Origin of the sequence: Muricoccus nepalensis, from assembly GCF_006438825.1 — a bacterium.
Classification (GTDB): Bacteria; Pseudomonadota; Alphaproteobacteria; order Acetobacterales; family Acetobacteraceae; genus Roseomonas; species Roseomonas nepalensis.
In genome coordinates this window covers 102,664-129,223 of record NZ_RCZP01000006.1, presented here as the reverse complement: position 1 = coordinate 129,223, position 26,560 = coordinate 102,664, and the positions used below count along the sequence as shown (strand labels likewise).

Genomic DNA, 26,560 nt, shown 5'->3' with positions numbered 1-26,560 from the left:
TGATGCGCCTCGCTTGACCCGGCCCGCGCCGCCTTCGCATATGGTCCCCATGCTCCTCCGGCCGCCCTGCGCCCGCCACCGGATTCGAATTCCCGGCCCGGTCCTCGCCTGAGGGCCGGGAACGAACCGCAGCGCCTGCCCCGTCGCCGCGCGCCCCGCCGAACCCGGCCGGCGCCGCCCAAGCCCCCGGACCGCCCATGACCGACGCCCCTCCCCCGGACACGACGCAGGACAAGGGGGCCCGCGACTACCGCGGCACCGTCTTCCTGCCCAAGACCTCCTTCCCCATGCGCGGCGACCTGCCGAAGAAGGAGCCGGCGACGCTCGCCCGCTGGAAGGCCCAGGACCTGCGCGGGCAGCTCCGCGAGCGCTCCCGCGGGCTCGAGAAGTTCGTGCTGCACGACGGCCCGCCCTACGCGAACGGCCCGCTGCACATCGGCCACGCCCTGAACAAGATCCTGAAGGACGTGATCAACCGCGCGGCGCAGATGTCCGGCCGCGACGCCGACTACGTCCCGGGCTGGGACTGCCACGGCCTGCCGATCGAGTGGAAGGTCGAGGAGGGCTACCGCGCCAAGAAGCAGGACAAGGACAGCGTCCCCATCCTCGAGTTCCGGCGGGAGTGCCGGGACTACGCCCGCCACTGGCTCGGCATCCAGTCCGAGGAGTTCCAGCGCCTGGGCGTCCTCGGCGACTGGGAGAACCGCTACGCCACCATGGACTTTACCTCCGAGGCGGTGATCGCCGAGGAGATCGGCCGCTTCCTGATGAACGGCTCCCTCTACCGCGGCCTGCGCCCGGTGATGTGGAGCCCGGTCGAGAAGACCGCGCTGGCCGACGCCGAGGTCGAGTACCACGACGTCACCAGCCCGACGCTGCACGCCGCCTTCCCGGTCGTGAAGCCCTCGCTGCCCGAGCTCGAGGGCGCGCGCGTGGTCATCTGGACCACCACCCCCTGGACCATCCCCGGCAACCGCGCCGTCGCCTTCGGGGAGGAGATCGACTACGCCCTCGTCCACGTCGACGGCATCGCGGAAGGCTCGCTGCTCGCCACCGGCGACGACCTGCTGATCGCCCTCCCCCTCCTCCCCGCCTTCGAGAAGGAGGCGGGCCTGGCCGCCCATTCCCTCAAGCGCGTCTTCAAGGGCGCGGAGCTGACCGGCACGGTGCTCGCCCACCCCCTCCGCGGCTGGGCGCCGGCCGAGGGCGGCTACGACTTCGACGTGCCGCTGCTGCCCGGCGACTTCGTCACCGCCGACGCCGGCACCGGCTTCGTCCACATCGCCCCCGGCCACGGCGAGGACGACTTCGCCCTCGGCCGCGCCTTCGGCCTGCCCGTGCCGGAGACGGTGAACGACGACGGCACCTATTCCGTGCAGACGCCGGGCTTCACGGGGCTCCACGTCTTCAAGGCGCACGACGCCGTCTGGGCCGCGCTCGAGGCCATGGGCACGCTCGCCGCCAAGGGCAGCCTCCGCCACAGCTACCCGCATTCCTGGCGCAGCAAGAAGCCCGTTATCTTCCGCGCGACGCCCCAGTGGTTCATCGCGATGGACGACGAGAACAGGATCCGCGCGAAGGCGCTCGACGCCATCGCCAACACCCATTTCGTGCCGGACCAGGGCCGCAACCGCATCGGCTCCATGGTCGCCGCGCGGCCGGACTGGTGCATCTCCCGCCAGCGCGCCTGGGGCGTGCCCATCGCCGTCTTCGTCGACAAGCGCTCGGGCGAGCCGCTGCGCGACCCCACCGTGATGGAGCGCATCCTGGCCGCCTTCCGCGAGGAGGGCGCCGACGCCTGGTACCAGCCCGGCGCCGCCGCCCGCTTCCTCGGGAACGAGCGGAACCCGGACGACTACGAGCAGGTGATGGACATCGTGGACGTGTGGTTCGAGAGCGGCTGCACCCACGCCTTCGCGCTGCCCGACCACGGCCTGCCCTTCCCCGCCGACCTCTACCTCGAGGGCTCGGACCAGCACCGCGGCTGGTTCCACTCCTCCCTGCTGGAGGCCATCGGCACGCGGGACATCGCGCCCTTCAAGGCGATCCTCACCCACGGATTCGTCCTCGATGAGTCCGGCCGGAAGATGTCGAAGTCCCTCGGCAACGTCACCGCGCCTCAGGAGGTGATGAAGGACTACGGCGCCGACATCCTCCGCCTCTGGGTGATGAACTCCGACTTCGCGGACGACCTCCGCATCGGCAAGACCATCCTCGGCCAGCAGGCGGAGCTCTACCGGCGCCTGCGCAACACGCTCCGCTGGCTGCTCGGCAACCTCGACGGCTTCACCGAGGACGAGCGCGTGCCCTACGCCGAGCTGCCGGAGCTCGAGCGCTACATCCTGCACCGCGTGTCCCAGATCGACGCCCGCCTCCGCCGCGCGGCCGAGGACTACGACTGGTCCGGCGTGATGCCGGAGATCCACAACTTCTGCGCCTCCGACCTCTCGGCCTTCCTCTTCGACATCCGTAAGGACAGCCTCTACTGCGACCGCGCCGACGACCCGCGCCGGCGGAGCGCGCGCACCGTGGTCGACGTGCTGCACCGCTGCCTCTGCACCTGGCTCGCCCCCGTCCTCGTCTTCACCACCGAGGAGGCCTGGCTCGCCCGCTTCGGCGAGGGCGCGGACAGCGTCCACCTGCAGACCTTCCCCGCGGTGCCCAGCGAGTGGCGGGACGACGCGCTCGCCGAGCGCTGGACCCGCCTGCGCGCCGTCCGCGGCCTCGTCACCGGCGCGCTCGAGAAGGCGCGGGCCGCCGGCACCATCGGCAGCTCCCTCCAGGCCGCGCCGGAGCTCTTCCTGGGCAGCACGGGGGCCGACCTCGCCGACCTGCCCTGGGCGGAGCTCTGCATCACCTCCGGCCTCACCCTCCTCGACACCCCGCCCGAGGGCGAGGGCGTGGAGACCGAGGGCGAGGCCGCCGTCCGCTTCCTCCCCGCCGCCGGCGCCAAGTGCGACCGCTGCTGGCGCGTCCTGCCCGAGGTCGGCCGCAGCGCGGCCCACCCCACCCTGTGCCTGCGCTGCGAGGGGGCGGTCGCCTGATGGCCGCGCCCCACGCCGGCCCCAGCCTCCGCCGCGGCCTCCTCCTCGCCCTCCTCGTCCTCGTGGCCGACCAGGCGAGCAAGTGGTGGATCCTCGAGGCCTTCGACCTCCCCGCCCGCCGCAGCGTGGAGCTGTTCGCGGCGGGGCCGGTCGGGCTGAACCTCACCATGGTCTGGAACCGCGGCGTCACCTTCGGCCTCCTCTCCGGCAGCGCCCCCTGGCACAGCTGGGCGCTGGCCGCGCTGGCCGCCGTCATCGCCGCCTTCCTCCTCCGCTGGATGGCGACCGCCGAGACGCGGCGCACGGCGCTCGCGCTCGGCGCCATCGTCGGCGGGGCCATCGGCAACGTCATCGACCGCCTCCGCTTCGGCGCCGTCGTGGACTTCGTGGACGCCCATGGCTGGGGCTGGCACTGGTACGTCTTCAACGTGGCCGACGCCGCCATCGTGCTGGGCGTCGCCGTCCTGCTGATCGAGGCGCTGACCGCCCGCGCCCCCGCCGAGACGCCCGGCCGCCCCGCCTGATGGAACGGGCCGCCGGAAGCTCCCTGTTTCCGCTTCACGCCCCCTCCTGCTAGAAAGCCGGCGCCATGACCTTCAAGCCCCTCCTCCTGGCCCCGCTGCTGCTGCTGGCCGCCTGCGGCGGCGACACGGCCCGCACGCTCGGCCTCACCCGCGACGCCCCGGACGAGTTCCAGGTCGTCACGCGCGCCCCCCTCTCGATCCCCCCGAGCATGGGCGACCTGCCGCCGCCGCGCCCGGGCGCCCAGCGCCCGCAGGAGATGTCCGCGCGCGAGCGCGGCGAGACCACCCTCGCCCCCGCCACCATCACCGGCGAGGGCCGCGAGGCCCGTCCCTCCGGCGCCGAGGCCGCCCTCGTCGCCCAGGCCGGCCGCGCCTCGGGCGCCCAGGCCACCGGCAACATCCGCCGCCAGGTGGACGAGGAGAGCCTCCGCCTCGATCGCCCGCAGCAGAACGTGGTCGAGCGCCTCATGTTCTGGCAGGACGCGCCCCGCCCCGGCACGGTGCTGGACCCCCAGCGCGAGGCCCAGCGCCTGCGCGAGAACTCGGCCCTCGGCCGCTCGCCCGAGGCGGGCGACACCCCCATCATCCAGCGCCGCCAGCGCGGCCTGCTGGACGGGCTGCTCTAGCGGATGGCCGGCGGATGGCCCGCGGGGGGTTTTCGCGCCCCCCGGCCATTCCCGCCGGCGACCCGGCCCCCCACATGCCAGGAATGCCCCCCCTGACCCGCCGCGCCGCGTTGGCCACCGCCGCCGCGGCGCAAGCCGCCCTCGCCACCCGCGCCGCCGCGCAGGCGAGCCCCGCCGCCCCCGCGGTCCTGCCGGAGCCGGCCCCCATCCCGGCCGAGCGCCCGCTCTTCGGCGCCAGCCTCTGGACCATGCCGAACGGCCTCCGCGTCGCCCACGCGCGCACGCGCGGCGCGCCGGTGGTCGCGCACTACCTCTTCTACGGCATCGGCGCCGGCGACGACCCCCAGGGCAAGTCCGGCCTCGCCCACTTCCTCGAGCACATGATGTTCAAGGGCAGCGCGAAGGTGGCGGACGGCGAGTTCTCCCGCCGCGTCGCGCGCGAGGGCGGGCAGGACAACGCCTTCACCTCCCGCGACGTCACCGCCTACCACCAGACCGTGGAGGCCACCCGCCTCGCCCTCGTCGCCTCCATGGAGGCCGACCGGCTGCGCGCGCCCCTCTACCCCGAGGCGACGGTCGAGCCCGAGCGCGCCGTGGTGCTCGAGGAGCGCCGCCAGCGCACCGACAGCTCCCCCCGCGCCCGCTTCCGCGAGGCCTTCGACGCGGCCATGTGGGGCCGCCAGCACTGGCGCGGCCGCCCGATCATCGGCTGGGAGGAGGAGATCCGCGCCCTCACCCGCGACGACATGCTCGCCTTCCACCGCAACTGGTACAACCCGGGCAACGCCGTGCTCGTCGTCGCCGGCGCCGTGGACGAGGACGCCCTCCGGCGCGTGGTCGAGAGCGAGTACGGCGGCGCCGAGGGCGCGCCCGCCGCCCCCCGCCGCCGCGCCGACCCGCCGCCCGCCCCGCTCGAGGCCCGCCTCGTCCGCAACGACCCCGGCGTGCGCGAGGCCCAGATGCTCCGCGCCTGGATCGCCCCCACCCAGACCTGGGGCCGCGACGAGGCCGACAAGGCCCACGGCCTGCCGCTCGAGGTCCTGGCCCATCTCCTCGGCGGCGGCCCCGGCTCGCGCCTGCACCGCGCCCTCGTGGAGGGCGGCCTCGCGGTCGGCGCCGGCGCCGGCTACGACAGCGACGAGCTCGGCGCCTCCGCCTTCGGCATCTTCGCGACGCCGCGCGGCGACACCGCGCCCGCGCGGGTGGAATCGGCCATCGAGGACGAGATCGCCCGCCTGCTGGACAGCGGCGTGACCGCGGCCGAGGTGGCGCGCAGCCAGCGCCAGCTCACCGCCGGCGCGCTCCTCTCGCTCGACGGCCTCGGCGCCGCGCCCCGCCTCCTCGGCAGCGCGCTCGCCATCGGCCTGCCCGCCGACGCCGTGGAGCACTGGCCCGCGCACATCCGAGCCGTGACGCCGGACGCCGTGATGGCCGCCGCCCGCGCCATCTTCACCCATCCCTCCACCACCGGCTGGCTCCTGCCCGAGGGCACCCGCGCACCATGAGCGGCACCATCCCCAGCGGCTTCACCCTCCCCGTCCAGGTGGTGGAGGCGGCCGGCGTGACCGCCTGGCTCGCCGAGGACCACGCGGTCCCCGTCATCTCCCTCTCCTTCTCCGTGCCCGGCGGCGCCTCGCTGGACCCGGAGGGGCGCGAGGGCGCGGCGGCGCTGGCCGCCTCCCTGCTGACGGAGGGCGCGGGCGACCTCACCGCCCCGGCCTTCCAGGACGCGCTGCGCGACGCCGCCATCTCGATCTCCTTCTCGGCCGACCGCGACGAGTTCTCGGGCAATTTCCGCTGCCTGACCGACGCCCTGCCCGAGGCCACCCGCCTCGCCCGCCTCGCCCTCTCCGCGCCCCGGATGGAGGCGCCCGACGTCGAGCGGGTGCGGGCCCGCGCCATCGCCGGCGCGCGCCAGGCGCTGGAAAGCCCGCGCGGCCAGGCCGGGCGCGCCTTCTGGGCGGCCGCCCTGCCCGGCCCCTTCGGCCACCCGCCGGGCGGCACCGCCGAGACCATCGCCGCCCTTCCCGCCGAGGTGCTGCGCGGCGTGCCCGCCCGCCAGTTCCGCCGCGGCGGCCTCTGCCTCGCCGCCTCCGGCGCCATCACCGCCGCCCAGCTTCGCGACGTCATGACGGCCCTCTTCGCCGACTGGCCCGCCGAGGCCCCGGCCGCCCTCCCGGCCCTGCCCCCCTTCTCCGCCCGCGGCGTGCAGGTCGTGGGCATGGACAGCCCGCAGTCGAGCGCCGTCTTCGGCCAGCCCGGCCTCGCGGTCGACGATCCCGACTGGGAGGCGGCCGGCGTGGTCCTGCGCGTGCTCGCGGGCGGCGGCTTCTCGTCGCGCCTGATGAACGCGGTGCGGGTGGAGCGCGGCCTCGCCTACGGCATCAACGCGGGGCCCGAGCCCGTCGCGGGCCGCAGTGTCATCGTCGGCTCCGTCGCGACCGAGAACGCTCGCATGGCCGAAACCATCTCGGTACTGCGCGGCGAATGGGCCCGCATGGCCGCCGCCGGCCCCACCGACGCCGAGCGCGAGGAGGCCATCGCCTACCTCACGGGCAGCCAGCCGCTCTCCTTCACCTCCACCCGGCAGGTGGCGGGCATCCTCCTGGCGCTGCAGCGGAACAAGCGGCCGCTCGACTGGCTCGCGAACCGCCCCGCGCGCCTCGAGGCCCTCTCGCGGGACCGCCTGTCCGAGGTCGCGGCGCGCGTGCTGCGGCCGGACGACCTCGCGGTCACGGTGGCGGGGCGCCCGGTCGGGCTCTGACGCCGGGGCGTCGGCCGCCGGCGCGCCACCGCCGCGGTCGTCAGCCCACGATCTGCCAGTAGGTGCCGGGGTTACTCACCCCGCTGCCGGCCAGGATCTGCAGCCCGTTCATCTGCCACATCCCGACCTCGCCGGCCTGCCCGCGCCAGAGAACATCGTCGCGGCCATCGTCGTTGAAGTCCCCGGTGCCCGCGACCTTCCAGTAGTTTCCCGGGCTGCCCAGGCCACCCCCGGCCTGGATCTGCGGCCCGTTCATCTGCCACATCCCGACCTCGCCGGCCTGACCGCGCCAGAGGACATCGTCGCGGCCATCGCCGTTGAAGTCGCCGGTGCCCGCCACGATCCAGTAGTTGCCGGGATTGCCGACGGCGCCGCTGCCGGCGATCTGCAGCCCGTTCATCTGCCAGATCTCGACCTCGCCGGCCTGCCCGCGCCAGAGGATGTCCGCGCGCCCGTCCCCGTTGAAGTCGCCGGTGCCCGCGACCTTCCAGTCGTTGCCCGGGTTGCCCACGCCGCCCCCGGCCTGGATCTGGGACCCGTTCATCTGCCACATCCCGACCTCGCCGGCCTGCCCGCGCCAGAGGACATCGTCGCGGCCATCGCCGTTGAAGTCGCCGGTGCCCGCCACGCCCCAGTAGCCGCCGGGGTTGCCGACGCCGCCGCCGGCCAGGATCTGGGACCCGTTCATCTGCCACAGCCCGACCTCGCCGGCCTGACCGCGCCAGAGGATGTCCGCGCGCCCGTCGCCGTTGAAGTCGCCGGTCTCCGCCACGGTCCAGTAGCTGCCCGGGCTGCCCACGCCGCCGCCGACGACGATCTGCGGCCCGCTCATCTGCCACATCCCGACCTCGCCGGCCTGCCCGCGCCAGAGAACATCGGTGTGGCCGTCGTCGTCGAAGTCCCCGCGCGCGCCGCGGAGGAGGACATCACGGTCCGTGAACCGCAGCGCCTCGATGTTGATGAGCGTGTCCGTCCCGAGCCCGAGCGCCGTGACCGCGTAGCCGCTGGGCGTGCGGGTCCAGCTGACCAGGTTGCTCGACACCGCGTAGACCGCCACGTCGTAGCCGGCGCTGCCGTCGATCAGGTCGTTCCCGCCCCCGCCGACCAGCACGTTGTTGTAGGCGTTGCCCTGGATGGTGTCGTTCCCGGCGCCGCCGATCCCCGTCTCGACCACGGAGCCGAAGGCGATCGCCAGGTTGTTGGTCATGCCATTGAAGCTGCTGAAGTGGCCGTCGCGCAGGTCGAGCGTCGCCGCGGAGGAATAGCCCGAGAGATCCAGGGCGTTGTTGCGACCGCTGTCGTAGACGGTGACGACCGGGTTGCGGTTGTAGCCGAAGTCGAAGAAGTCCCGCAGCGGTCCCGTGATGTTGGTGTTGAACCCGAAGACCTGCCCGCCGGAGAGCGGCCCGCCGACGGCCGCGCCGTAGAGCTGCTGGATCGCCATGACGTCCAGCGGCATCCAGGTGTGGGGCGCCTCGCGCGCGTAGCCGTCGCTGGCTGTTCCCCAGTCGATGCCGGCGCCCGGGTAGGTGCTCCCAAACTTCAAGCCCGCGTTCGAACCGTCCGAGTAGATGTAGGACATGACGGTCCAGGCGCGGTTGTCGAACTGGCTGAACTGCTGCGTCGCCGGGTTGACGGAGCCGTTGTAGGCGCCGCCGTGCCCCAGCCCCAGCAGGTGCCCCACCTCGTGCACGACGGTGCTGAGACCGTAGCCGCCGATCGGCGTGTTCGGGTTGCCGCCGAGGTCGAAGCCCGTCTCGCTGGTGCTGATGCTGATCAGGCCGCGGTCGATGTGAGCGGTCGCCCAGCCGACGCCGTCCCGGTAGGCGGTGTCGGCGTAGGCCCCGTCGCCGTACGGGCCGCGCTGCAGCCTCACGGCCCCGCCGCTGGCGACCTCGGTGAAGGAGACGTTCGCCACCGCCGACCAGAGCGCGAAGCTCTTTGCGAAGGTGGCCTTCTCGGTCGCGCTGAACGCGGAACGGAGATCGAAGTAATAGGTCAGGGTGCCGCCCGGCGATCCGACCCCGTCCGCACCCCATTTCTGCGCGGTCTCGCCGAACGTCGTCCAGTAGGAGTTCGCCCCCGTCGCGCGCGAGCCGTTGGGGTTGAGGCCGGTCAGGAAGGTGACCTCGGACAGCAGGGTGGCGTTGGACGCCAGGCTCGAGGCCGGTCCCGGAGCCACCGCTGCGGCCGGCGCGCCGGCCCGGGCCGCCTCCGGCTTCGTCGCCGCGCCGTCCAGGTACCCGCCGCCCGCCTCCGCCCAGGAGCCCTGCGGCGAGGCGCCGACCTCGGTTTCGGTCTCTACCAGCCCGTCCCGCGCGGCGTCGGCAGGTTCTGCCCGAAGCGGACGGCGTAGGCTGCTGATCATGGAGGATGTGAGCATCTCGCCCACGGGCCTACAACCGTTTCATTACCCCGCGATTAAGGCAGGCGCCGCCCATCCGGGCGCGGCGTCCGATCCAGCAGGCGGGCGCCATCGCGGCCGGGCGGCGTGGGCTCCGCCCCCGCTTCCAGCCCCGCAACGGCTGCCGGAAGCGGGGGGGCGGCGACGCTCCCCAGTTCGTCTGAGACCCGCGCCGGGCCTCAGACCCCCAGCGTCCCCGCCTTCGCCGCCGCGTAGCGCTCCGCCACCCGCTCCCAGTTCACCACGTTCCACCAGTTGGCGAGGTATTCCGGGCGCCGGTTCTGGTACTTCAGGTAGTAGGCGTGCTCCCACACGTCGTTGCCCAGCAGCACCCGCTCCCCGTCGAACAGGGGGCTGTCCTGGTTCGGGCGGGTGGTCAGCGCCAGCTTGCCGTCGCGCGCGACCGTCACGAAGACCCAGCCGCTGCCGAAGCGGCCCGCGCCCGCCGCGTTGAAGTCCGTCCGCATCTTGTCGAAGCCGCCGAGGTCGCGCGCGATGGCCTCCGCGAGCTCGCCCGAGGGCGCCCCGCCGCGGCCGCCCATGACCGGCCAGAACATGCTGTGGTTCGCGTGCCCGCCGCCGTTGTTGCGGACCGCCGTGCGGATGCCCTCGGGCACCTCGTTGAGCTTCGCGAGCAACTCGTGCAGCGGCAGCGCCGCGAGCTGCCCGTGGTCCTTCAGGGCGTTGTTCAGGTTGGTGACATAGGCCTGGTGGTGCAGGTCGTGGTGGATCCGCATCGTCGGCGCGTCGATGGAGGGCTCGTTCGCCTCGGCCGCGTAGGGCAGCGGCGGCAGGCTGTGCGGGCCCGAGGGGGCGGGAGCCTGCGCCCGGGCGGGCCGCGTCGCGGCGGCGGCGGCGAGCGCGGGAAGCGCGGCGAGGACGGCACGGCGGGAGGATCGGATCACGGCGCGGGGTTCCCTTGCTCGGGTCGCCGTCGCGGCGCCCGCAGCCGTAAGGCCCCGCCGCGCCCGCGGTTGCGGCGCGCGCCCTATCCCGCCCCGCCGCGCCCCTGGGCCAGCAGCGCCGCCCCGAGCGCCGCGGCGGCGAGCGGCACGGGCAGCCAGGGCGCCGGCAGCGCCCCCGCGCGGAGCATCGCGGCGACCGTGCTCTCCCCCAGCGCCAGCCCGAAGGACAGCGCCGCCCCGAGCGCGAGCGCGGAGCGCAGCCGCGGCCGCAGCAGCCGCCGGGCCGCCAGCGCCGGGGGGGCCCCGCAGGCCTCCGCGGCGCGCAGCAGGGCGGGGTCGATCCGCCCCGCGGCCAGGCGGACCAGCGCGGCCACCACGGGCGCGCCGAGCAGCGCGTGCCAAAGCGCGGTCGCGACACCGCCCGCCTCGCCCGCGGCCAACAGCAGCGCCGCGCCCGGCAGCACCGGCGGCAGCAGCAGCGGCAGCGCGATCACGGCCAGCGCCGCGCGCCGCCCCGGGAAGCGCGTGGCGAGGCCCAGCCCGGCCGCGCCCCCGAGCGCCGTCGCGAGGAGGGCGGCGGCCAGCGCGGCGAGCAGCGCCCCGGCGGGCGAGGCCGCGCCCCCGGCCGCCTCCCCCGCGAAGGGCAGCGCAAGCAGGGGCAGGAAGGCCGCGAGCAGCGCCAGGGGCCCGAGCACGGCCCTCACGCCGCCACCCCGCGGCGCGGCCGGAGAAGCGGCCCAAGCAGCAGCCCCGCGGCGACCAGCGCCGGGACCAGCAGCCAGGCCGCCAGCGCCCCCGCCTCCCCCCATTCCCCCGCCCCCGCGGCGGCGGCCAGGACCGTGGAGGCCAGCGGCCGCCCGGGCAGCAGGACGGCCGGCACGGCGAGCGCCCCCAGCGCCTGCGCGAAGACGAGCGCCGCGCCGGCCGCGATCCCCCGCCGGGCGAGGGGCAGGCGAACGCGGCGGAGCACCATCCCCGGCGGCACGCCGAGCGCCGCGGCCGCCCGCGGCAGGTCCGGCCCCGCCCGGCGCAGCGCGAGGGCGACCGGCAGCGCCATCAGCGGCACGAGCCCGAGGGCGAGCGCGGCGAGGGCGACCGCCGTCCCTCCCTCCGTCAGAACCGACCACCCCGCCGCCCGCGCCGCCTCCCCGGCCAGCAGGGGAAGCGCCGCGAGGGCCGCCCGCGGCGCGGCCCGGCCCGGCGGCGCCTCGGCGATCCAGCGCGCCAGCGGCCAGGCGATGACGAGGCAGGCGAGCGTCGCCAGCGCCGCCCCGCCCACCCCGCGGGCAAGGATCGCGCGGGCGTGGGGCCCCTGCGCGCTGTCTTCCAGCCCGCCCGCCGCCGTGCGCCGCAGCCCGAGCGCGGCCAGCGGGTGGAAGGCCGAGGCCGGGGCCCCGGCCTGGCGCAGCGCGGCCCAGGTCTCCGCCTCGCCCCAGGCGGGATCGGCGACGAGGACCGAGACGGCGCGGCCCGTGCGCGTCTCGGCCACGCGCTCGGCGGTGCCGGGCAGCACGCCCTCCAGCACCGGCAGGTCCGCCACCAGCCGGGCGGCGGCGCGCGCCAGCGCCGCGGTGCCCGGGGCGCCCGCGGCGCGCAGCGCGGCGAGGTCGGCCGCCAGCGTCTCGAAGGCGGCGTCGTCGGGCAGGCCGGTGCCGTCCCAGCGCTGCAGCGCGCCGGCGGTGCGCGGCAGGGCGGGCGCCACCTCGCGCTCGAGCACGGCGCGCGACAGCAGCAGGCCGAGCGGCACGACGCCGCCCGCCACCACCAGCAGCACGAGGGGCATGACCATCAGGGCGGCCATGAGGGGGCTGCGCGTCAAGGCAGGATTCCGGAAAAGGGGATGGGGGCGGGCCTAGCTGCCCAGCCAGGCGGTGAAGCGGCGCTCCAGCCGGTCGAGGTGGCGGTGCCAGAAGGCGTCGTCGATCCGCAATGCGCCGCGCCGGTTGTCGGGCGCGGTGGGCAGGCTGGCCAGCACGTCGTCGGGCAACCCGTCCTCGGCGCCGCGGGCGGTAACGCCGTAGGGGATGCGCGGCGGCAGCCCCGCCTGCACCTCGGGATTGCCCACGAAGCGGAGGAAGGCGAGCGCCCGCTCCCGGTTCGGGCTGCCCCGCAGGATGGCCCAGCTGTCCTGCGCGATGAGCTGCCCCGCCCAGACCGTGCCGAGGTCGGCGGCGTCCTCCCGGTTCGCGACCTCGATCCGCCCGTTGTAGGAGACCGCCATCGCCGCCTCCCCCGCCACCAGCAGGCGCGGCGGTTCGCTGCCCTGCTCCCACCAGCGCAGCGCGGGGCGGATCGATTCGAGGCGGCGGAGCGCGCGGTCCACCCCGCCGGTGGTGGCGAGCGCGGCGTAGACGCCCCCGGGCGGCACCCCGTCCGAGAGAAGCGCGATCTCGAGCGTCGTCTTCGCCCCGCGGCGCATCGCGCGGCGGCCGGGGAAGCGCGCGGTGTCGAAGAAGTCCGCCCATCCCTCAGGGGGCAGGTCGGCGCGGCGGTAGGCGAGGACGAAGCCGTAGAGGATGTTCCCCACGCCGCAGGCGCTGAGCGTGCCGGGAACGTAGCGCTCGGCGCCGCCGACCTGCTCCGGGCGGATCGGCTCCAGCAGCCCCTCCTCGCAGCCCAGCTCCAGCTCGTCCCCCTCGACCTGCACGATGTCCCAGCGCGCCGTCGCCGCGCGGTCGCGCAGCACCTCGATGCCGCCGTCCCAGGTCTCCTCCAGCAGGCGCTGGCCAGTGGCGCGCTGGAAGGGGCGGAACATCGCCTCGCGCTGCGCGTCCTGGTAGGCGCCGCCCCAGGAGACGACGGTGAGGTCCCGCGCCTGCGCGCGCGCGCGCCGCGGGCCCAGCGCCGCCAGCAGCGGGGCGGCCAGCAGGGGGGCGGACACGAGAAGCCGGCGCGTGGTGGGGCGCATGGGGGCGTCCTTTGGCCCGGTCGGTGGCTAGTCAGCGGCCGAGTCAGCGGCTCGGTCGAATCTGCGCCGCACCATACGGTGGAACTGTCTGGTGCGGCACCCGTTCCGGTGCCCCTTTTTTCGTTCGGGTCCAATGTTCGCCACGAGCTAAGCCCCTGGCGGCCTTGACCCACAACAAGAGCTGAAAATCACGGCGACACAAAGCAGGGAGATGAGAGACAAATGGCGGCCCCTCAAGAACCACCCCTTTTCGCATAAAACCGAAACAAACGAAGTGTCATTGGATCACACGCCCCGGCAAATTACCCCTTGCAAACCGCCACGAGCCTGACATTTTTGCTTAGACAAGCCACTCAGATTTATAATGGAAGATCAATGTTCTCTTCGCGTCCAAGCTACGTCTCGTGGCTTGTCTGCGCCTGGTTTTACTTCGGTGAAAACAAGCTTGCATGGTCGCAAGCGTCCGCATCTGGCGGAACCGCGCAATTCATAATATTGTTGGCAAACGCCGTTTTGTCAGGCCTTGTTACGATATTTATTGCTCTTCTGGCCATTCGCCTTGATGCGAGAAAAACAGCAAATCAGGAATTAATAAAGAAGCGGATTGCGATCTACGATGCGGTTGCTCCAAAATTAAATGACCTGCTGTGTTTTTTCCTTTTGCAAGGCCCTTGGAGGAAACTTCCTCCTCCGCTGATGATCGAGCGGAAGCGTGAGTTGGACCAGATGATGTGCGTCTACGGTCCATTGTTCGACAAGGCTGTCTTCGATCAATATAACGCATTCATCCACTCGTGCTTCCGAACGTTCAACGGGGTCGGCCGGGACGCCTGTTTGCGCGCCGATCTCACCCGTCTCCAAGAGACATGGGGAACGCAATGGAACTCGGAATGGAACGGGTTTTTTGTGGACGCAAAACAGAAAGCGACCAATCAGGAAATCGCCCGCGGATACAATAATCTTCTTCATCTTCTTGCGTTGGAGATCGGCATTCGTGCGCAGCCTTCAGATGACAGCAAACCGAAGCTCAGAAACCGCTTGCGCACCATCTTCAAGCAATGAAAGATTGATTAGCTTACGAACAGCAGATTGCAGCGCCATACAACCAAGAACAACCGAAAGGCCACATACACAGGAGCGACTTGGCGTGCGAATGAGCAGTGCAACGAAAAGATGGGTTCCTCTTGGCTCGCGTAGCTAAGGCGCCTCACGGGGACCGGCTCCGCATCCATCCACTTTCGGAGCACAGCCGCTAAAATCCGAATCAGACCTTCTTGGTGCAGCGCCCGCCTCAGGCCGCGTGGACCCGCGCCGCCCCGAGGTCCCAGGCGATGGAGGCCTCCTCCCCCGGCTCCGGCAGGGGCAGCCCGGCCGGGCGGTGGCAGAGCAGCTCCGCCCCCTCGCCGATCGCGAGCCGCAGCCGCAGGTGGTCGCCGGCGAAGCGCGCCTCGATCAGCCGGGCCGCGACCGCGTCCTCCCCCATCTCGGCCGGGGGCACCGGCGCGACGGCCACGCGCTCGGGCCGGATGAGGAGGACGCAGCGCCCGCCCCGCGCCGGCCCGCCGCCGGCGCCCGCCACCGGCACCCCCACCGCCTCCAACCCGCAGTCGAGCTGGACGTGGCAGGACCCCCCCTCCACCGCCAGCACCTTGCCCGGCAGGCGGTTGCAGGGCCCAGTCATGGCGGCGACGACGGGGTCGGCCGGCCGGTCGTAGAGGTCGCGCGGCGCGCCGGCCTGGAGCAGCCGCCCGCCCTCCATCACCGCCACGCGGTCCGACAGGGTGAGGGCGAGGGCCGCGTCGCGCGTCGCGTGCAGCACCGTCAGGCCGAGCTCCGCCCGCACGCGCAGCAGGTCGGCCACCAGCGCCTCCCGCGCCGCCCCGTCGAGCGTGCCCAGCGCGTCGTCGAGCAGCAGCAGGGCGGGGGCGTGGACGAGCGCGCGGGCGAGGGCGACGCGGACGCGGAGCGCCGGCGCCAGCCCGCCCACCGGGCCCGGGTGAAGCGCGGCCGGCACGCCCCAGCGCGCAAGCATGGCGGCGGCGCGCTCCTCGCGCTCGCCGCGCGCGACCCCGCGGGCCTCCAGCGGGAAGGCGGCGTTGCCGAGCACGGTCATGTCCGGGAAGAGGTCCGCACCGGCCGAGACGAGGCCGATGTCGCGCTTCCAGGCCGGCAGGCCGGCCGTGCGCTCGCCCTTGATCAGCACCGCGCCCGCGTCGGGCGCGAGGAAGCCCGCGGCGAGGTCGATGACGGCGCTCTTCCCCGCCCCGGCCGGGCCGAGCAGCCCGAGGATCTCCCCCCGCGCGACCGCCAGGTCCATCCCCGCGAGGACGGGCGGCGCCTCCCCCCGCCCCGCCTTCCGCACCCCGTCGAGCGTAAGGACGGCCATCGCCATCGCGGCGGGCATCGCCGGCTGCGGCGCGGGGCGCGCGGGCTCGCGGTGGAACACCGTCCCCTCCGTTCCGAAGCTCACCAGTCGCCGCGCCATGGGGGGGTCCTCCAGCGCGGGCAGGCATCGCGGCAGGGGGCGGCGGTGTCAACCGTCATCGCGCCTCCGCGAGCGCCTTCGGCGGGAAAGCGCCGCCGCGCGCGGGAGGGCCTCCCTTGCCGGGCGCCCGGGCGGCGGCTAGGCGAGAGGAGGAGAAGCGAGGAGGCGGGAATGGAGACGGCGGAGCCGAGCGTGGTGGCGCGCGTGGAGGGCCGGGCCGGCACCATCCTGATGAACCGCCCGCGGGCGCTGAACGCGCTCGACGGCGCGATGATCGGCCTCCTCTCCGAGGCCGCGCGGCGCTTCGCCGAGGACCCGGCGGTGGACCTCGTGGTGCTGGAGGGCGCCGGCGGCCGCGCCTTCTGCGCCGGCGGCGACGTGCGCGCCATCCGCGCCGCGGCGCTGGCCGGCGACGGCGCGACCATCGAGGGCTTCTTCGCCGCGGAATACGCGCTCAACCAGGCCATCGCGGACTACCCCAAGCCCTGGATCAGCCTCATCGACGGCGTCTGCATGGGGGGCGGCATCGGCGTCTCGATCCACGGCAGCCACCGCGTGGTGACGGAGGGCGCGCTGCTGGCCATGCCCGAGACGGCCATCGCCCTCTTCCCCGATGTCGGCACCTCCCACGCGCTCCCGCGCCTGCCCGGCCCCCACGGCGCCATGGGCAAGTGGCTGGCGCTGACCGGCGCCCGCCTGAAGGGCGCGGAGGCGGTGGAGGCCGGGCTCGCCACCCACCACGTCCCGCGCGAGCGCCTGGCCGCGCTGCGCGAGGCGCTGCTGGCCGGGGACGCCGCCGTGGTCGCCCGCCACGCCGCCGCCGTGCCGCCCGGCCCGGTGGAGGCGGCGCGCGGCGCGATCGAGCGCGCCTTCGCCGCCGACGACCTCCCCTCCATCCTCGCGGCCCTGCGGGCGGAGGGCACGGAATGGGCGGGGGCGCAGCTCGAGGCGCTCGCCCGGATGTCGCCGACCTCGCTCGCCGTCACGCTCGAGCTGCTGCGGCGCGGCGCCACCATGGACCTGCCGGCCTGCCTCGCCATGGAGCTGGCCCTCACCCGCGCCGTGACGCGCCACCCCGACTTCGCGGAGGGCGTGCGCGCCGTGCTCGTGGACAAGGACAACGCCCCCCGCTGGTCGCCGCCCGCCATCGAGGCGGTGGACCCCGCGGCCGTCGCGGCGATGTTCGCGGGCTGAGCCGTGCTTTTTAAGGGCTGCCTTAAGACGGGGCCGCTCAGGCCCCGCCGAGCAGGCCCCGGCGCAGCCCCGCGCTCTCGGCGTTGGGGCCGATGAAGCTCGCCAGCATCATCGCGCCGTTCGCGGCGGTGACGGTCGCGGGGGGCTCGCCGGCATAGGCGATCTCGGTGCGGTCGGGCAGGAAGAGCCAGTCCTCCACCTGCCCCGCCGGCAGGTCGCGCAGCCGGGCGCGGAAGGCGGGGGGCATTTCGCAGGCGCAGCCGTCCCGGAACCCGTCCTCCCAGCCGCCCACCAGCCGGTCCTTCGGCACGGGGACGGCGTAGCGGAGGCGGAGCAGCTTCGTGCCGTTCGAGGCGATGATGGCCGCGGCGTCCCCGCTCCGCCGCTCGAGGTAGAGCCAGCCGCGGAAGACCTCGATCAGCAGGAAGCGGCGCACCCCCGTGCCGTTCAGCACCAGGCGCCGCCCGGCGACCTGCATCTCCGCCGGCGCCTCCTGCGCGCGGGCCGGGCGCGCGGGGAGAAGGGCCGGGAGGGCGAGGAGGGGCAGCGGCGCGAGGAGCCGGCGGGGGAGGACGGGCCGCGGCACGGAAGCTGCGTGTCCCGCGGGAGCGCCCCCCTTGCCCACCACCGGGAGACCGTCTCGCGCCATGCCGTTCCTCCTCTCGCGCCGCCGGGTCGCGGCCCTCCTGCCCGCGTCGCTCGCCGCGCCGCGCGTCCTGCGGGCCCAGGAACGCGCGCGGGTGCGACTCGTCCTCAACTTCGGCGTAGATGGTTCCACCGCCCCGTTCTACCACGCCGAGGCTCGCGGCTACTTCCGGGAGGCCGGGCTGGAGGTGCAGATCGATCCCTCCAACGGCTCGGGCGACGCCATCACGCGGGTGGCGAGCGGCGCTTATCAATTCGGCGTCGGCGACCTCTCGACGCTGACCGAGTTCGCCTCCCGCCAGCCCGGCAACGCCCCGCGCGCGGTCATGGTGCTGCAGAACCGCTCGCCCCAGGCCGTCGTCAGCCTCCGCTCCGCCGGCATCGTCGCGCCGCGGGACCTCGAGGGGAAGGTGATCGGCAACGGCGTGTCGGATGGCGCCTCCCGCATGTTCCCGGCCTTCCTGCGGATCAACGGGGTGGACGAGGCGAAGGTGGGGCGGCGGCAGGTGACGGCCCAGCTTCGCGACCAGATGCTGCTGACCCGCCAGGTCGCGGGGGTGACGGGCTTCGACTACACGACCTTCTTCAACATCAAGGCCAACGGCGTGCGGCTGGAGGAGGTGAGCTTCCTCGGCTACGCCGACCACGGCATCGACAGCTACGGCAACTCGATCCTGGCCGGGCAATCCGTGATCCGGGAGCAGCCGGAGGTGGTGCGCCGCTTCCTGGCCGCCGCCACCCGCGCCTGGCGCGAGGCCGCGGCCGATCCCCGCGCGGCGGCCGCGACCATCGCCGCGCAGTCGCCGCTGGTGGACGCGGGGCTGGAGGCGGAGCGGCTGACCTGGCTGGCGCAGCGCCAGGTCCTCACCCCCGCCACCCGCGCCCGGGGCCTGGGCGACGTGGAGCCGGCGCGGCTGGCCGAGACGATCGCGACGGTGGCGAGCGGCTTCGGCCTCGCCCGCGTCCCCGCGCCGGAGGAGGTCTATGACGGCCGCTTCCTGCCGCCCCGCGCGGAGCGGATGCCGCTGGCCTGACAGGACCGGTCATGGCCTGACATGACAGGCTTCGCGACCCTTGACCTTCCCACGGTGGCAAGCCCCACCTCCGGGCCCCGCCGGGCGTTGCTCCGGCAGCGGGCAGAGAGGGCAGGAACGGGCGCATGGCTTCCACGATCCACCAGGGGCGGGCGCGCCGCCTGGCCGCGTTGACCCTGGCGCTGGGCGCCGGCCTGTCCCTCGCCGCGCCGCCCGCCCGGGCCCTCGTCGGCGAGGGCTCGGACGAGGGCGTGCAGCCCGTCGTCTCCACCTCCTACACCGTGGTGGGCCGGGCGGGGCTGGAGGCCGCGCTGCGGGCGGACCGCGGCTACGTGACGGGCATGCGGGCGCACCACGCGGGCGCGCTGACGATGTCGGACGAGTACCTGGCCGACCCCGCGGCGCGGAGCCCGGCGCTGCGGGCGCTCGCCGTCGCCATCATCCACAACCAGCGCTTCGAGATCGCGCTGCTGGACGGCGTGGCGCGGAACCTCGACCGGGGCGGGAGCACCCTGGGCGGCGTCGCGGTCCAGCCCTCGGCCTCCGAGGGGCTGGCGGTGGGCCAGCGCTTCGCCCGCTACCCCATCCCCGGCCCGCTCACGCCCTTCGCCGCGCCCGGCGAGGCCGTGACCGTCCGCGACGTGCAGTTCGCCAAGGCGATGACCATCCACCACCAGGGGGCGCTCGACATGGCCGGCGCCTACCAGGCCGACCCGGCCGGGCGGAACAGCTTCCTGCGCCTGCTGAACGTCGACATCATCACGGACCAGACGCAGGAGATCGCCCTCATGCGCCGGGTGGCAGCGGCCTACCCGGGGGACGCGGCGGCGGTGCCGGTGCCGGCCTCGATGATCCACGGGATGGAGGGGATGGCGCATGGCGGGCACGGCGCCGGTCCCGCCGCGCCGGCCCCGGATCCCCACGCGGGGCACGGCGGCGCGGCATCGCCGGCCCGCGCCCCGGCCCCGGCGCCATCGCCCGCCTCCCCGCGCCGCGCCGCACCCTCGGGGCACAGGGGCCACGCGCACTGACCGCGCCGGCGCTCAGTCGGCGGGGGCCGCGGCCTCCGCCGCGCGGGCACGGGGGGCGACCTGGGGGACCAGCAGCGCGAGCAGCAGGGTGATGACTGCCGTGCCCAGCACCGCCCAGAAGGTGAGGTGGAGCGAGGCGTCGAGCGCGGCCCGCACCGTGCCGTCCACCACCGTGCTCCCGGCGCCGCCGCCGTGCTCCAGCAGGCGGCGGATGGCGTCGTAGTCGATCCCCGCCGCGGCGCCGCCGGAGCGGGCGAGGCCGATGTTCAGCACGCCGCCAAGCACCGCCGCGCCGAGCGCGCTGCCCAGGTTGCGGGAGAAGACGTTGGAGGCCGTCGCCGCCCCGCGCTCGGACCAGCCGACGCTCTCCTGCACCATCACGATGGCGGAGATGCTGAGGAAGCCCATGCCGAGGCCGAGGACGAAGGAGCCCGCGCCGGCGACCCAGGGCGAGGAATCTGGCCCGAGCAGCACGAAGGCGACCGAGCCCGCCGGCACCAGCGCCGCCCCGAAGAGAAGGCAGGCGCGGAGCCCGAAGCGGCCGAAGAGGCGCGCGGCGACGGTGGCGCCGAGCGGCCAGCCGAGGACCATCACCGTCAGCGTGAAGCCGGCGACGAGGGCCGAGCGCCCCATGACCGCCTGGACGTACATCGGCAGGAAGGTGGTCAGGCCGATCATCGCCATGCCGCTGAACAGGACGGAGGCGTTGGAGGTGGCCAGCGGGCGGCGGAGCCAGAGGGCGACGTCGAGGATCGGGTCGGGCGCGCGGCTCTCCTGCCAGAGGAAGGCGGCGGTGCAGACGAGACCGCCCACGAGCGCCGCGATGGAGAGCGCGGTGCCGGGCTCGGTCGCCGCCACCATCAGCCCCGCGACGGCGAGGGTGAGGAGGAGGGCGCCGGCCGCGTCCACCGGCCGCCTCTCCCGCGCCACGTCCTCGCGCAGGAAGAGCCAGAAGCCGGCGGCGGCGAGGAGGCCGATCGGGATGTTCATCCAGAAGATCCAGGCCCAGCTCACGTGCCCGATGATCACCCCGCCCACCAGCGGCCCGGCGACCGAGGAGATGCCCCAGACGCTGGCGAGCCAGCCCTGGATGCGCGCCCGTTCCTCCACCGTGTAGAGGTCGCCCACCACGGTGAGCGAGACCGGCTGGATGGCCCCCGCGCCGATGCCCTGCACGAGGCGGAAGGCGATGAGGGACGGGATCGACCAGGCGAAGCCGCAGAGGATCGATCCCGCGAGGAAGATCGCGATGCCCCAGAGCATCACGGGCCGGCGCCCGTGGATGTCGGCGAGCTTGCCGAAGACCATGGTGGTGGCGGTCTGGGCGAGGAGGAAGGAGGCGAAGACCCAGGAGTAGAGGTGGAGGTCGCCGAGCTGCCCCGCGATGCCCGGCATGGCCGTGGAGACGATGGTCGCCTCGATCGCGATCATGAACATCGAGGCCATGACCGAAGCCAGGACCAGGGGGCGGCGCAGCTTGGGCGGGTTGGGCATCGGCGCCCGTTAGACCCGCGGCGGTTGCGGGGGAACCGGTCGCCGCGTCACCTTCGGGGGAGGTCGGGCGGGGGAGGTCGGGTCGCTAGTTCCGCCGCCGCCGCTCGGTCGCCTCGGCCCGGCGCATGTCCACGAAGACCGCGTAGTCCTCGTGCCGCGTCGGCACCCAGCCGACGGCGCTGCCGCGCTCCACGGCCTTGTGGATGTCGGGATGGGCGGCGGGGAGGGCGAGGTGGAAGTCCACCATGTCCTTCTTGAAGGCCGCCGGCAGGTCGGCGCGGACGACGATCGGCCCGTTCTGGATGGGGCGGGAGCGCCAGATGATCCGGAGGTCCTTCATGTCCAGCAGCCCCTTCTCGACGGCGGCCGTCAGCACGCCGCGGGAGAAGCCGCGGCTCTCCTCGCCCTGGCCGGAGGACCAGCAGACGCCCGCGTCGTACTGCTTCTGAAGCACCGCCACGAGCGCCTGGTCGTGGCCGCCCGCGAAGCCCGTGCGGGAGAAGAAGGCGCCCGGCTCCGGGTTGATCCCGGCCGCGCGGAGCTCGGCGCGGGGGATGAGGTAGCCGGAGGCGGAGTTGGGGTCGGACCAGGCCATGGACTTGCCCCGCATGTCCTCGAGCTTCGTGATGCCCGAGTCCGCCCGGGCGTACATGAGGGCGACGTAGCTCGTGCTGCCGTCGGGCTCCTTGGTCACGAGGATGGGCTCCACGCCGCCGTTCGTGTCGAGCCAGACGCCGGCGTAGGCGGCGGGGGACATGTTGGCGATCTCGAGCGTCTTCGCGGCGAAGGCCTGCTGCACGCCCGAGTAGTCGGAGGCGAAGAACATCCGGGTGGGGACGCCGAAGGTGTCCTCGAAGAGCTTGCGGTAGGCGTCGTAGCGGCCGAGGCGGTCGCTCTCGGACTCGCCGCCGAGCACGCCCAGGCGGATCTGCGGGACCTGCGCGGCCCAGGCCCGCCGGCCCGGCGACGGCATGGCGGGCGCGGGGGGCGCGGCGGTCTGGGCGCGGGCGAAGGCGGGGAGGAGGGCCCCGGCGGCGACCAGGTGGCGGCGGCGGATCATCGGGCGGCTCCGGCAAGGGGGTCGCGCGCAGCCTGTCACGCCCGGGCGGCCCCGGGAAAGGCCCCCGGTTGCGCCGCGGGCGGCACCCGACCACCCTGGCGGGTATGGCAAGGCGGCAGGATGGCGCGCCCGGGAAGGAAGCGCGGCACGCCGCCATCCTCCAGGCGCTGAACACCGATCCCACGGTGCGGATCAGCGCGCTGGCGGCGCGGTTCGGGGTTTCGGGCGAGACGGTGCGGCGGGACGTGGAGGAGCTTTCCGCCCGCGGCGCGGTGCGGCGCACCTATGGCGGCGCCTCCGTCACCCACGCGGGCGTGCAGCCGGACCTGCTGGCCCGCGAGGCCATGGCCGGGGCCGAGCGCGGGCGGATCGGCGCCGCGGCGGCGGCGCTGGTGCAGCCGGGGGCGGTGCTGATGGTGGACGCGGGCAGCACCACCTCCCGCTTCGCGCGGGCGCTGGCGGCGCGGGGGATCGGGGCGACGGTGCTGACCAACAGCCTGCCCGTGGTCGCCGCCGCCGGGGAGGCCCCGGGGATCCGCGTGCTGGTGGCGCCCGGCGAGTTCCTGGCGGCCGAGCGCGCCCTCTACGGCGCCGAGACCGACGCCTTCCTCCGCCGCTTCAGCGCCGACATCGCCGTCATCGGCGCCTCCGGCCTGGTGGCGGAGGGGCCGACCGACGCCGAGAGCCGCGCGGCCTGGGTGAAGCGCGCCATGCTGGAGCGGGCGCCGCGGCGGGTGCTGCTGCTCGATTCCGGCAAGTTCGGGCGGGGCTACCTGGAGCACGTCGCGGACCTCTCGGCGCTGACGGACCTCGTGACCGACGCGCCCCCTCCCCCGGCCCTCGCCGCCGCGCTGGAGCGGGCGGGGGTGGCGGTGCACGTCGCGGAAGATGTTTGACCTTCCACATCGCTGAGTGGCATCCTCCACATCATCAGGAGGAACCATGCCCGCGCCGACGCCCCTGAGCGCCGCGCCGCCGGACCGGCTGGCCGCGCTGCGCTACGTGCTGACCGACATCGACGACACGCTGACCGAGGAGGGCCGGCTGCCGGCGCTCGCCTATTCGGCGATGGAGGCGCTCTCGGCGGCGGGGCTGGCGGTGGTCCCGGTGACGGGGCGCCCGGCCGGCTGGTGCGACGCGATCGCCCGGCAGTGGCCGGTGGCGGCCGTGGTCGGCGAGAACGGGGCGCTCTGGTACGCCGAGGACCGCGGGGCGCGGCGGATGATCCGCTGGCAGGCGCAGGACGAGGCGGCGCGGCGGGCGAACCGCGGGCGGCTGATGGATCTCGCCCGCGAGGCCATGGTGGCGGTGCCGGGCAGCGCCCTCTCGGCCGACCAGCCCTTCCGGCTGTTCGACGCGGCCGTGGACTTCGCGGAGGACGCGGGGCCACTCCCCCTTGCGGAGGCCGCGCGGATCGCCGCCGTCTTCGAGGCGGGGGGCGCGCGGGCGAAGGTCTCCTCCATCCACGTCAACGCCTGGTTCGGGGACTGGGACAAGCGCACGGGCATCGAGAGCCTGTTCGCGGCCCGTTTCGCGCCGCTGGCCTCGGTGATCGGGCGGGTGGCCTTCCTGGGCGACAGCCCGAACGACGCGCCGCTCTTCGCCGCCGTGCCGTTTTCCGTGGGCGTGGCGAATGTCGTGCCCCATCTTGAGGGGATTGCGGCCGCGCCCGCCTATGTCACGCGGGCACCGGGCGGGCGGGGCTTCGCGGAATTCGCGGAGGCGCTGCTCGCGGCGCGCAACGAACACAGGGAGGAGAACGCAGCATGAGAGAGACGCTTCTTGCGACGGCCGCGGCCGGGCTGATCGCGCTCGCGGCCCTGCCGGCCGCGGCCCAGGCGCCGGCGGCCGGCTGCTTCCGCGGCACGCTGGACGAGGGCTACTGCGACGAGAACCGCGACATGGTCGCGGACACGCCCGACGCCGCCCGGCAGCGCGATCCCTCGACGCTCGTCTTCGCCTACACTCCCGTGGAGGACCCCGCCCTCTACGCGAGCCAGTTCCGGCCGCTGATCGACCACCTCACGCGCTGCACGGGCAAGCGCACCGTGTATTTCCAGGTGACGAGCAACGCGGCGCAGGTGGAGGCCATGCGCTCCGGCCGGCTGCACATCGCGGGCTTCTCCACGGGGCCGACGGCCTTCGCCGTGAACCTCGCGGGCGCCGTGCCCTTCGCGGTGAAGGGCGGGCCGGACGGGTTCGAGAGCTACCGCGTGCTGATGCTGGTGCGCGCCGACAGCCCCTACCGCACGCTGGCGGACCTCAAGGGCAAGCGCGTCGCGCACACCTCGGCCACCTCCAACTCGGGCAACCTGGCGCCGCGCGCCTTCTTCCCGGGCCTGGGGCTGAACCCCGACGCCGACTACCGCGTGCTCTATTCCGGCGGGCACGACCGCAGCGTGATGGGCGTGAGCGCGGGCGACTACGACGCGGCGCCAGTGGCGTCGGACGTCTATTCCCGCATGGTCGCGCGCGGGCAGGTGAAGGGCGAGAACTTCCGCGTCATCTGGCAGAGCGACCCCTTCCCCACCTCCTCCTTCGCCATGGCGCATGACCTGCGGCCGGAGCTGCAGGCGAAGATCCGCCAGTGCTTCCTCGACTACCGCTTCCCGGAGGCGATGGTGCGCGACCTCGGCGGCAACGACCGCTTCTGGCCCGCGACCTACGCCGAGCAATGGGCGCCCGTGCGCGCCGTGGCGGACGCGGTGAACGCGCCCTACAGCCGCGCGGCCTTCGACGAGGAGAGCCGCAAGGAGCTGGAGGCCGAGGCCCGGCGCAACGCCGCGCAGAGCGCCCCGCGCACCCAGGAGGCGGCGCCGCACGCCACCCCCCAGGCGGCGTCCCCGGCGGCCCCGCGCCCGTGAGCGCCGCCCTCGACATCCGCGGCCTCACCAAGGAATACGTGCGCGGCAAGCCGGTGCTTCGGAACCTGGACCTGTCCATCGGCGCGGAGGGGATCACCGCCATCATCGGCCCCTCCGGCACCGGCAAGTCCACGCTGCTCCGCTGCATCAACCGGCTGGTCGAGCCGACGAAGGGCGAGATCCGGCTGACGGGTGCCGAGGGGACGATCGACGTCGCAAAGCTGCGCGGGCGGGGCCTGCGCCTCGCCCGGCGGCGGATCGGGATGGTGTTCCAGGAGTACAACCTCGTGGAGCGCCTCTCGGTCATGGAGAACGTGCTCTGCGGGCGGCTGGGCTACGTGCCGCTCTGGCGGGCCTGGCTGCGGAAGTACCCGGAGGAGGACATCGCCCGCGCCTTCGCGCTGCTCGACGCCGTCGGGCTGCCCGAGCACGCGACGCGGCGGGCCGACGCGCTCTCGGGCGGGCAGCGGCAGCGGGTGGGCATCGCCCGCGCCCTGATGCAGCGGCCCGACCTGCTGCTGGCGGACGAGCCGACCTCCTCCCTCGATCCCCGCACCTCCGTCGAGGTGCTGGAGATGCTGACGAAGCTGGCGGCGGCCGAGGGCGTGCCGGTGATCATCAACATCCACAACGTGGCGCTGGCCAAGCGCTACGCGCGCCGCATCGTCGGCATGCACGAGGGCGCCATCATCTTCGACGGGCCGCCCGAGGCGCTGCAGGACGACCACCTGCGCCGGATCTACGGCGGCGAGGACTGGCTGTGAGCGACACCACCCTTCCCGCCCCGCGGCGCACGCCCTTCGCGCCGGAATGGGGGATGCGCGTGCTCGGCGCGCTGCTCGTCGCCTATCTCGTCTACGCCTCCACCCAGCTCGACCTCGGCCTCGGCCGCTTCGTCACGGGGCTCGGCGAGGGCGGGCGGTTCCTCGCGCGCATGTTCCCGCCGAACTTCGCGCGCTGGGAGTTGCTGCTGGAGGGGATGGTCGAGAGCATCCAGATCGCCGTGCTGGCGACGGTGGGGGGCATCATCCTGTCCCTCCCACTCGGGCTGATGGCGGCGCGGAACCTCGCGCCCTGGTGGGTCTCGGGGCCGGTGCGGGCCTTCATCGCGGTGTGCCGCAGCCTGCACTACGTGATCGTCGCGATCCTCTTCGTGAAGGCGCTCGGCTTCGGGGCGCTGGCCGGTGTCGCGGCGCTGATCGTCGCCTCCGTCGGCTTCGTGGCGAAGCTCTTCGCGGAGGCCGTGGAGGAGATCTCCATGAAGCAGGTGGAGGCGGTGCGCTCCACCGGGGCTTCGGGCATGGCGGTGCTGCTCTACGGCGTGCTGCCGCAGGTGGCGTCGCGCTTCGTGGGCTTCGGGCTCTACCAGCTCGACAGCAACCTCCGTAACTCCACACTGGTGGGCGTGGTGGGCGCGGGCGGGATCGGCGGCACGCTCTTCGCGGCCTTCAAGCGCTTCGACTACGACTTCGTCTCGGCCATCCTGATCACCATCATCGGCCTCATCCTGCTCGCCGAGGTGGTGTCGGGCCGCATCCGGGCGGCCATGCAATGAGCGCCGCCAAGGGCGGCGACGCA

At 74.3% G+C, this 26,560-nt stretch carries 23 protein-coding genes; 14 read left to right on the top strand and 9 right to left on the bottom strand.

Annotated elements, in window-relative coordinates; genetic code table 11:
- Positions 1-197 precede the first annotated feature (197 nt).
- The 5 genes from ileS (at position 198) to EAH89_RS09220 (ending at position 6,958) form a co-directional block, all read left to right on the top strand.
- Complete coding sequence (gene ileS / locus EAH89_RS09240) at positions 198-3,044, top strand: isoleucine--tRNA ligase (protein WP_140882514.1); 2,847 nt, start codon at positions 198-200, stop codon at positions 3,042-3,044.
- Complete coding sequence (gene lspA / locus EAH89_RS09235) at positions 3,044-3,568, top strand: signal peptidase II (protein WP_140882513.1); 525 nt, start codon at positions 3,044-3,046, stop codon at positions 3,566-3,568. The genes ileS and lspA overlap by 1 nt, the downstream gene beginning before the upstream one ends.
- A gap of 65 nt (positions 3,569-3,633) precedes the next feature.
- Positions 3,634-4,194, top strand: a complete 561-nt coding sequence (locus tag EAH89_RS09230; protein WP_140882512.1) for a DUF3035 domain-containing protein — start codon at positions 3,634-3,636, stop codon at positions 4,192-4,194.
- Between the two features lie 83 nt (positions 4,195-4,277).
- Positions 4,278-5,699 carry a M16 family metallopeptidase gene (locus EAH89_RS09225; RefSeq protein WP_140882511.1) on the top strand — a complete coding sequence of 474 codons (1,422 nt, stop codon included), beginning with the start codon at positions 4,278-4,280 and terminating at the stop codon, positions 5,697-5,699.
- A complete protein-coding gene (locus EAH89_RS09220; protein ID WP_140882510.1) occupies positions 5,696-6,958 on the top strand; it encodes a M16 family metallopeptidase in 1,263 nt (420 codons plus the stop codon). The genes EAH89_RS09225 and EAH89_RS09220 overlap by 4 nt, the downstream gene beginning before the upstream one ends.
- 40 nt (positions 6,959-6,998) lie before the next feature.
- Here the strand turns inward: EAH89_RS09220 and EAH89_RS09215 are convergent, their stop codons facing one another.
- The 5 genes from EAH89_RS09215 to EAH89_RS09195 all read right to left on the bottom strand — a co-directional run bounded on the left by EAH89_RS09215 (position 6,999) and on the right by EAH89_RS09195 (position 13,175).
- Positions 6,999-9,326, bottom strand: coding sequence for an FG-GAP-like repeat-containing protein (locus EAH89_RS09215; protein ID WP_140882509.1), 2,328 nt, complete (start codon positions 9,324-9,326; stop codon positions 6,999-7,001).
- A 215-nt stretch (positions 9,327-9,541) separates the two neighbouring features.
- Entirely contained in the window at positions 9,542-10,267 is a 726-nt protein-coding gene (locus tag EAH89_RS09210) for a superoxide dismutase (RefSeq protein ID WP_140882508.1), read from the bottom strand.
- 83 nt (positions 10,268-10,350) lie between these two features.
- Positions 10,351-10,962, bottom strand: a complete 612-nt coding sequence (locus EAH89_RS09205; protein WP_140882507.1) for a hypothetical protein — start codon at positions 10,960-10,962, stop codon at positions 10,351-10,353.
- 5 nt (positions 10,963-10,967) lie between these two features.
- Positions 10,968-12,086 carry an ABC transporter permease subunit gene (locus tag EAH89_RS09200; protein ID WP_140882506.1) on the bottom strand — a complete coding sequence of 373 codons (1,119 nt, stop codon included), beginning with the start codon at positions 12,084-12,086 and terminating at the stop codon, positions 10,968-10,970.
- A 33-nt stretch (positions 12,087-12,119) separates the two neighbouring features.
- Positions 12,120-13,175 carry an ABC transporter substrate-binding protein gene (locus tag EAH89_RS09195; RefSeq protein WP_140882505.1) on the bottom strand — a complete coding sequence of 352 codons (1,056 nt, stop codon included), beginning with the start codon at positions 13,173-13,175 and terminating at the stop codon, positions 12,120-12,122.
- A gap of 375 nt (positions 13,176-13,550) precedes the next feature.
- On the opposite strand from EAH89_RS09195, the gene EAH89_RS09190 reads away from it, so the two are divergent.
- On the top strand, positions 13,551-14,237 hold the full coding sequence (locus tag EAH89_RS09190) for a hypothetical protein (protein ID WP_140882504.1): 687 nt from the start codon (positions 13,551-13,553) through the stop codon (positions 14,235-14,237).
- 229 nt (positions 14,238-14,466) lie between these two features.
- Here EAH89_RS09190 and EAH89_RS09185 read toward each other — a convergent pair whose 3' ends face one another.
- The gene (locus EAH89_RS09185) at positions 14,467-15,660 is read right to left on the bottom strand and encodes an ABC transporter ATP-binding protein (protein WP_140882503.1); all 1,194 of its coding nucleotides are present in this window, start codon (positions 15,658-15,660) and stop codon (positions 14,467-14,469) included.
- Between the two features lie 171 nt (positions 15,661-15,831).
- On the opposite strand from EAH89_RS09185, the gene EAH89_RS09180 reads away from it, so the two are divergent.
- Positions 15,832-16,854: an enoyl-CoA hydratase/isomerase family protein gene (locus tag EAH89_RS09180; RefSeq protein ID WP_140882502.1), complete on the top strand. Its 1,023-nt coding sequence runs from the start codon at positions 15,832-15,834 to the stop codon at positions 16,852-16,854.
- Between the two features lie 37 nt (positions 16,855-16,891).
- On the opposite strand, the gene EAH89_RS09175 is transcribed toward EAH89_RS09180, so the two are convergent.
- Positions 16,892-17,503, bottom strand: a complete 612-nt coding sequence (locus EAH89_RS09175; RefSeq protein ID WP_140882501.1) for a chalcone isomerase family protein — start codon at positions 17,501-17,503, stop codon at positions 16,892-16,894.
- Between EAH89_RS09175 and EAH89_RS09170 the strand changes: the two genes are divergently transcribed.
- Together EAH89_RS09170 and EAH89_RS09165 are read left to right on the top strand one after the other, a co-directional pair.
- Positions 17,502-18,533 (top strand): ABC transporter substrate-binding protein, encoded by a 1,032-nt coding sequence (locus EAH89_RS09170; protein WP_140882500.1) that lies wholly within the window; start codon positions 17,502-17,504, stop codon positions 18,531-18,533. The two genes, EAH89_RS09175 and EAH89_RS09170, sit on opposite strands and share 2 nt — an antisense overlap.
- Positions 18,534-18,658: 125 nt before the next feature.
- Entirely contained in the window at positions 18,659-19,564 is a 906-nt protein-coding gene (locus tag EAH89_RS09165) for a DUF305 domain-containing protein (RefSeq protein ID WP_140882499.1), read from the top strand.
- Between the two features lie 12 nt (positions 19,565-19,576).
- Here the strand turns inward: EAH89_RS09165 and EAH89_RS09160 are convergent, their stop codons facing one another.
- Positions 19,577-21,058: an MDR family MFS transporter gene (locus EAH89_RS09160; RefSeq protein ID WP_140882498.1), complete on the bottom strand. Its 1,482-nt coding sequence runs from the start codon at positions 21,056-21,058 to the stop codon at positions 19,577-19,579.
- 85 nt (positions 21,059-21,143) lie between these two features.
- Positions 21,144-22,118: a phosphate/phosphite/phosphonate ABC transporter substrate-binding protein gene (gene phnD, locus EAH89_RS09155; RefSeq protein WP_140882497.1), complete on the bottom strand. Its 975-nt coding sequence runs from the start codon at positions 22,116-22,118 to the stop codon at positions 21,144-21,146.
- Positions 22,119-22,222: 104 nt separating this feature from the next.
- Here phnD (EAH89_RS09155) and EAH89_RS09150 point away from each other — a divergent pair, with 104 nt between their 5' ends.
- Genes EAH89_RS09150 through phnE form a run of 5 tightly spaced genes read left to right on the top strand, consistent with a single transcriptional unit; the run spans position 22,223 to position 26,537 of the window.
- Complete coding sequence (locus tag EAH89_RS09150) at positions 22,223-23,014, top strand: DeoR/GlpR family DNA-binding transcription regulator (protein ID WP_140882590.1); 792 nt, start codon at positions 22,223-22,225, stop codon at positions 23,012-23,014.
- A gap of 46 nt (positions 23,015-23,060) precedes the next feature.
- Positions 23,061-23,888, top strand: coding sequence for an HAD-IIB family hydrolase (locus EAH89_RS09145; protein ID WP_140882496.1), 828 nt, complete (start codon positions 23,061-23,063; stop codon positions 23,886-23,888).
- The gene (gene phnD / locus EAH89_RS09140) at positions 23,885-24,982 is read left to right on the top strand and encodes a phosphate/phosphite/phosphonate ABC transporter substrate-binding protein (RefSeq protein ID WP_140882495.1); all 1,098 of its coding nucleotides are present in this window, start codon (positions 23,885-23,887) and stop codon (positions 24,980-24,982) included. Before EAH89_RS09145 ends, phnD (EAH89_RS09140) begins: the two co-directional genes overlap by 4 nt.
- Positions 24,979-25,746 (top strand): phosphonate ABC transporter ATP-binding protein, encoded by a 768-nt coding sequence (phnC, locus tag EAH89_RS09135; protein WP_140882494.1) that lies wholly within the window; start codon positions 24,979-24,981, stop codon positions 25,744-25,746. Before phnD (EAH89_RS09140) ends, phnC begins: the two co-directional genes overlap by 4 nt.
- The gene (gene phnE, locus EAH89_RS09130) at positions 25,743-26,537 is read left to right on the top strand and encodes a phosphonate ABC transporter, permease protein PhnE (RefSeq protein ID WP_241666925.1); all 795 of its coding nucleotides are present in this window, start codon (positions 25,743-25,745) and stop codon (positions 26,535-26,537) included. The genes phnC and phnE overlap by 4 nt, the downstream gene beginning before the upstream one ends.
- Positions 26,538-26,560: the final 23 nt, after the last annotated feature.

Excerpts from the sequence above, each read along its gene's own strand:
- ileS (WP_140882514.1), top strand. The coding sequence starts at position 198 with ATGACCGACGCCCCTCCCCCGGACACGACGCAGGACAAGGGGGCCCGC.
- EAH89_RS09195 (WP_140882505.1), bottom strand. The coding sequence starts at position 13,175 with ATGCGCCCCACCACGCGCCGGCTTCTCGTGTCCGCCCCCCTGCTGGCC.
- EAH89_RS09190 (WP_140882504.1), top strand. The coding sequence starts at position 13,551 with ATGTTCTCTTCGCGTCCAAGCTACGTCTCGTGGCTTGTCTGCGCCTGG.
- EAH89_RS09230 (WP_140882512.1), top strand. The coding sequence starts at position 3,634 with ATGACCTTCAAGCCCCTCCTCCTGGCCCCGCTGCTGCTGCTGGCCGCC.
- EAH89_RS09215 (WP_140882509.1), bottom strand. The coding sequence starts at position 9,326 with ATGATCAGCAGCCTACGCCGTCCGCTTCGGGCAGAACCTGCCGACGCC.
- EAH89_RS09145 (WP_140882496.1), top strand. The coding sequence starts at position 23,061 with ATGCCCGCGCCGACGCCCCTGAGCGCCGCGCCGCCGGACCGGCTGGCC.
- EAH89_RS09185 (WP_140882503.1), bottom strand. The coding sequence starts at position 15,660 with ATGGCGCGGCGACTGGTGAGCTTCGGAACGGAGGGGACGGTGTTCCAC.
- EAH89_RS09180 (WP_140882502.1), top strand. The coding sequence starts at position 15,832 with ATGGAGACGGCGGAGCCGAGCGTGGTGGCGCGCGTGGAGGGCCGGGCC.
- lspA (WP_140882513.1), top strand. The coding sequence starts at position 3,044 with ATGGCCGCGCCCCACGCCGGCCCCAGCCTCCGCCGCGGCCTCCTCCTC.
- EAH89_RS09170 (WP_140882500.1), top strand. The coding sequence starts at position 17,502 with ATGCCGTTCCTCCTCTCGCGCCGCCGGGTCGCGGCCCTCCTGCCCGCG.
- EAH89_RS09165 (WP_140882499.1), top strand. The coding sequence starts at position 18,659 with ATGGCTTCCACGATCCACCAGGGGCGGGCGCGCCGCCTGGCCGCGTTG.
- EAH89_RS09175 (WP_140882501.1), bottom strand. The coding sequence starts at position 17,503 with ATGGCGCGAGACGGTCTCCCGGTGGTGGGCAAGGGGGGCGCTCCCGCG.
- EAH89_RS09225 (WP_140882511.1), top strand. The coding sequence starts at position 4,278 with ATGCCCCCCCTGACCCGCCGCGCCGCGTTGGCCACCGCCGCCGCGGCG.
- phnD (WP_140882495.1), top strand. The coding sequence starts at position 23,885 with ATGAGAGAGACGCTTCTTGCGACGGCCGCGGCCGGGCTGATCGCGCTC.
- EAH89_RS09150 (WP_140882590.1), top strand. The coding sequence starts at position 22,223 with ATGGCAAGGCGGCAGGATGGCGCGCCCGGGAAGGAAGCGCGGCACGCC.
- EAH89_RS09220 (WP_140882510.1), top strand. The coding sequence starts at position 5,696 with ATGAGCGGCACCATCCCCAGCGGCTTCACCCTCCCCGTCCAGGTGGTG.
- phnD (WP_140882497.1), bottom strand. The coding sequence starts at position 22,118 with ATGATCCGCCGCCGCCACCTGGTCGCCGCCGGGGCCCTCCTCCCCGCC.
- EAH89_RS09160 (WP_140882498.1), bottom strand. The coding sequence starts at position 21,058 with ATGCCCAACCCGCCCAAGCTGCGCCGCCCCCTGGTCCTGGCTTCGGTC.